The following is a 5,303-nucleotide window of genomic DNA, read 5'->3' on the forward strand; positions in this document are numbered from 1 at the left end:
GAGCGCAAGTCAATGAACTTGGGCAAGGCGGTGGCCGCCAGGATGCCCAGGATCACGATCACCACGATCAGCTCGATCATGGTGAAGCCTTGGTGTCGTTGCCGCACAGCCGCTTTCATGTTGGCCAAGCCAAGCGCCCGGAGGGCTGCTCGGCTCGACCTCGCTCATCAGTTGCCGGCACCGATCGCGGTGAAGTTGGCCGTGAGCGTGGAGGACCCCACCGGCGTCGTGACCGAGCAAGAGGTCGTGCCACCGTTGGTGCCCAGGTTGGTGGTCGCGCTCGCGATGGTGTAGGTGTTGTTGCCCAGCGTGAAGACGCCTGCTGCGGCGGTGACGCCCTGGAGCAGACCGGCCGCATCCTGGCAGTCGGCAATCTTGACGCACTTGTTCGCAGTCACCACGTGGTTGACGGCCGAGCAGCCTGCGTAGTTCACCGACATGGCGCTGGCCAGGTTGCCGGCGACGCCATCGAGCGCCGACTTGGATGCGTCCGAGCGCAAGTCAATGAACTTGGGCAGAGCCGTGGCGGCCAGGATGCCCAGGATCACGATGACGACGATCAGCTCGATCATCGTGAAGCCGGCCTGGGCGCGGCGAGAAATGGAACGGATCGACGATTTCATGATGACCTCTTTCTGCGAAGGACGCCGGATGCCCTGCTGACCGGCGGTAAAAGTTGCACGTTCACGTGCTGTTTCGGCAGTTGTCCTCAATGCTTGAGGGTGACCTGCCCCAAATTCCACATCGGAAGAAACACACCCAGGGCCAGCACGAGCACCAGCCCCCCCATGAACACGACCAGGATCGGCTCGATCTGCTGAGACAGCGTCTTGAGCGCGTACTGCACGTCGTTGTTGTACATCTCGCCCACTTCGTCGAGCAGGTCATCGAGCATGCCGGTCTCCTCACCGATGGCGATCATCTGCACCGCCATGGGCGTGAACACGCCCGTGCTGGCCGCAGAAGACGCCAAAGACTCGCCGCGCATGACGCGGTCTTTCATCGACTCGATGGCCGCGGCCAAGTGGGCGTTGTCGGCCGTCTGGGCCACGCCCAACAGCGCGCGCTCCATGGGCACGCCGCTGCGCAACGACAGCGAGAAAGCGCGCGCGAAACGCGACAGCGCCGCCTTGGTCACGATGGGGCCGACCAGCGGGAAGTTCAGCACCATGCGGTCCCAGATGGGCCGCCCTTGCGGGCTCTTCTTCCAATGGCGCCACAACAGGAACAAGCCGATTGCCACACCGACCAGGGTGCCGCCGTTGTCCAGCGTGAAGTTGGAGGTGCCCACCAGCAGCTTGGTGAGGATGGGCAGCTCGGCCCCCATGCTCTTGAACACGCCGGCAAAAGACGGGATCACCATCACGTTGATGACGCCGATGGCGCCGGCCATGGCCATGATCACGAAACTCGGGTAACGCATGGCCGACTTGACCTGCTGGCGCATGGCGGCCTCGAACTGCAGGTGATCGGCCAGGCGCTTGAACACCTCTTCGAGCTGGCCCGAGGCCTCGCCCACGCGCACCATCGAGACATAGAAGTTGTCGAACACCTTGGGGTGCTGGGCCATGGCGCCGGACAGGTCCACGCCCGCCTCCAGGCTGCGGCGCAGGTCGCCCACCACGGTCTTGAACGTGGGGTTGATGGCCGTTTCCTGCAGGCCATTGAGCGCACGCAGCAGCGGCACACCCGCCTTGATCAGCGTGAACAGCTGCTTGCTGAACAGCATCACATCCTGCGGCTGCACCTTGGGCGCCATCCAGGCGGGCTGGGCCACAGGGGCCGACACGCCCTTGGCCGCTGTGGGTGCATCGGCCTTGATGGTCAGGGGGACCCAGCCCTTCATGCGCAGCTCGTCGGCGACGGCAGCGGCCGAGGCGGCCTCCTGCACGCCTTGCACAGGGCCGTGGGGTCCGCGAGCGGTGTAGTGGAAGCGGCTCATGCGGTCCTCAGGCGTCGATTTCTGCGCTCACGCGCATGGCCTCGTCCACCGTGGTCAGGCCTTCCATGACCAGGCGCACGGCGTCGCGCCGCAAGGTCTGTCCGGCCATCTGCTCGCGCGCTTTCTGCGTGAACAGGCCCGCTTGCGGGGCGGTGATGGCGTCGATCAGCGGCAGCGTCATCTCCAGGAACTCGTAGACGCCGGTGCGCCCCCTGAAGCCGGTCTGGCTGCATTCCGGGCAGCCCTTGCCTTTGCGCAGGCGACTGAGGTCGGCATCGGGGCCAGCCAGGCGGTGCAGCATCGCCACCTCCTGGTCATGGGGCGTGTGGGGCGCAGAGCAGTTGGCGCAGATGGTGCGCACCAGGCGCTGGGCCACCACCATCTGCAGTGACATGGCCACCATCCAGGCGGGCACGCCCATGTCCATGAGCCGCGCGGGCGTGGAAATCGAGTCGTTGGTGTGCAGGGTCGAGAGCACCAAGTGGCCCGTCATGGCGGCGCGCATGCCGATCTCGGCGGTCTCGCGGTCGCGCATTTCGCCCACGAGGATGACGTCCGGGTCTTGCCGCAGGGCCGAGCGCAGCACCTTCTCGAAGGTCAGCTCGATCTTCTCCATCACCTGCACCTGGTTGAGGCCAGGCAAGCGGTACTCGACCGGGTCTTCGACGGTGATGATCTTGCGCTCGGTGCTGTTGAGCGCGTTGAGCGCACCATACAGCGTGGTCGTCTTGCCCGAGCCAGTGGGGCCGGTGACCAGGATCAGGCCGCTGGGCTTGTCGATGGCGCGGTAGAAGGCGTCGCGCATGGCGGGGGGCAGCTTCAAGCGATCGAGGTCGAGCATGCCCGCGCTCTGGCTGAGCAAACGCATCACCACCGACTCGCCGTGCTGCGACGGCAGCGTCGAGATCCGCACGTCGACGTTGCCGTCTTTGAGGCGCACAGCGAAGCGGCCGTCTTGCGGCAGGCGCTTTTCGGAGATGTCCAGCCCCGACATGAGTTTCAAGCGCAAGGCCACGGCCGAGGCGATCTTGGCATCGGCCTCGGTCTGCACGTGCAGCACACCGTCAATCCGAAAGCGGATGCGCAGCTGCTTTTCCTGCGGCTCGATGTGGATGTCGGAGGCTCGCAGGCGCAGCGCCTGCTCGAACACCGAGTACAGCAGGCGCACCACGGGCGCGTCTTCGTTGCTGGTGGTGTCCATGCCCAGCAGGTCGCCCAGGTCGGTCTCCAGGCTGGCCAGCTCGGTGGTCAGCTCGCGGGCCAGGCCCTCGATCTCCTGCTTGGAGTGGTAGACGCGGTCGAGTGCGGCCTGCAGGTGGCTGTCGGTCACCACGGCCATGTCGACGTTGCGCTTGAGCAGGCGCGCGATCTCGTCGTAGGCGTAGATGTCGGTCGGGTCGGCCATGCCCACCATCAGGCCCGACGGGGTGTCCTCCAGCACGATGGCGTGCAGGCGGCGTGCGTGGGCCTCGGGCAGCGTTTGAGCCAGCTCCGGGCGAATCGGGAAGTGCACCAGGTCGATGTAAGGCGCGCGCAGCTGTCGCGCCACCGCCTTGGCGATCTGTGCTTCGGTGATCCAGCCGTGGTCGATGAGCACCTGGCCCAGCTTGCGGCCGCTGCTGCGTTGCTCGGCCAGCGCCTGCTCGAGCTGTTCGGTGGAGATCAGGGCGTCCTGCACCAGCAGGTCACCGAGTCGAAAGCGCTGTGGGCGGGACATGGTGCTCTCTCCGGGGGCGGTCAGTTCTGCTGCGCTTCGTTGAAGCGAGCCAGGGCCGAGTCCGCCGAAGGCCAGCCTTGGCCGTCTTCGCTGATCACGGTGGGTTTGATCAGGATGACCAGCTCGTGCTTGGTCTCGCTGTTGGACTGGTAGCGGAACAGGCCGCCCACACCGGGGATGCCGCTCAAGCCGGGCACGCCGCTGCGGTCGTTGATCGAGTTCTGCTGCATCAGGCCGCCGATGGCGACGATCTGCCCGTCACGCACCCGCACGATGCTGTCGGTCTCGTTGATGGAGCTGGCGGCCAGCGGCAGGCGGTACGAGCCCATCTCGCCCAGGTCGATGACCTTCTCTTTCTCGGCCACCGAACTGATGGCCGGGTGCACGTGCAGCATCACCGTGCCGGTGTCGTCGATCTGCGGCGTCACGTCCAGGGAGATGCCGCTGAAGAACGGCTGCAGTGACAGCGTTGGCGAGCTGGTGGTGGTGCTGCCGGTGCTGGTCTGCGTGGTCGACACGCCGGTGACGAACAGCTCGTCGCTGCCCACCTTGAGCACGGCCTTCTGGTTGTTCAGCGTGGCGATGCGCGGGCTCGAGAGCACCTTCACGTCACCCTGGGTTTCCAGGAAGGACAGCAGGGCCGCGAAGTTGGCCGACTGGAAGGCCAGGCCATAAAAGCCCTTGCCCAGTGCCTCGGCCGCGGCGGACACGCCCGGCGTCACCGTGAGGTTGCTGTCCTTGAGCGAGCCGGTGTTGGTCAGCGTCACACCTGGCGCCATGCCGATGCCGCCCACCTTGGTCGAGCCGCTGTTGATGCCGCGGAAGGCCGTCCAGTTCACGCCCGTCTCGGAGCCCTTGCTCAGCCTGATCTCGACGATCTTGGCTTCGAGCATCACCTGGCGCTCGATCGTCAGCTGGATGGCACGCAGGTAATCGGCCACCTGGCGCAGCTCACCCGGGGTGGCGCGCACGACGATCACGCCAGCACCAGGATTGAGCGTGACGTTGCGGCCCGCCTCCTTGCCGACCAGGTTGTTCAGGGCCTCCTGAACCTCGCGCCAGAAGTCGGTGTCCGAGGTCATGCGCACCGAAGAAGTGTCCTGCCCGCGCGTGACCGTCGAGCCCGAGGTAGAGGTAGAGCCGGTGCCCGTGCTGGTGCCGCCCGATGCCTGGCCGATCGAGCTGGAGCTCACGCGCAGGTCGGAGGCGCCCACGCGGCGGCCTGGCAGGTAGTTGATCTTGTACAGCCGGGTCTGCACCGTGTTCGGGTAGACGAAGACGCGGTTGCCCGATACCATGCGGAAGTCATAGCCGAAGAGCTCGCGCAGGGTCTCCAGGGCCTCGGGCACCGTGGTCTGCTTGAGCGACAAGGTGACGTTGCCCGCGATCTCGGGCGAGACCAGGATGTTGTAAGGCGTGTTCACACCCAGCTGCAGGAAGACCTGCGCGGCAGGCGCGTTGTGCACCGACAGGTCAAAGCGCGGCTCGAAGCCTCGGGCGGGCGAGGCAGCCGGGGCTGGGGCTGCCACGGGGGCACTCACCGGAGCCGAAGCCTGTGCCACGTGACGCGCCTCGGCGTGCGCGGGGCCCAACGACGCGAGGGTCAGGGTCATGCGTGAGCCCGCCTCGGCAGACGCCGGGCCA

5 protein-coding genes are annotated in these 5,303 nt (G+C 66.3%); all 5 read right to left on the reverse strand.

The genetic code is table 11. The annotated features are described in order from the left end of the window. A partial coding sequence (locus tag B2W70_RS07630; protein WP_286744440.1) for a type IV pilin protein occupies nucleotides 1-119 on the reverse strand: 119 nt, incomplete at its 3' end. Nucleotides 120-167: 48 nt separating this feature from the next. After that, a complete protein-coding gene (locus tag B2W70_RS07635; protein WP_286744435.1) occupies nucleotides 168-623 on the reverse strand; it encodes a type II secretion system protein in 456 nt (151 codons plus the stop codon). An 86-nt stretch (nucleotides 624-709) separates the two neighbouring features. After that, on the reverse strand, nucleotides 710-1,942 hold the full coding sequence (locus B2W70_RS07640) for a type II secretion system F family protein (RefSeq protein WP_058086976.1): 1,233 nt from the start codon (nucleotides 1,940-1,942) through the stop codon (nucleotides 710-712). A gap of 7 nt (nucleotides 1,943-1,949) precedes the next feature. Continuing rightward, nucleotides 1,950-3,659 carry a GspE/PulE family protein gene (locus tag B2W70_RS07645; RefSeq protein WP_286744438.1) on the reverse strand — a complete coding sequence of 570 codons (1,710 nt, stop codon included), beginning with the start codon at nucleotides 3,657-3,659 and terminating at the stop codon, nucleotides 1,950-1,952. A 20-nt stretch (nucleotides 3,660-3,679) separates the two neighbouring features. Next, nucleotides 3,680-5,303: pilus (MSHA type) biogenesis protein MshL (mshL, locus tag B2W70_RS07650; RefSeq protein WP_349677439.1), on the reverse strand; the 1,624-nt coding region annotated here is incomplete at its 5' end.

This window comes from Aquabacterium sp. UBA2148 (genome assembly GCF_002328915.1).
Lineage (GTDB): Bacteria > Pseudomonadota > Gammaproteobacteria > Burkholderiales > Burkholderiaceae_C > Aquabacterium > Aquabacterium parvum.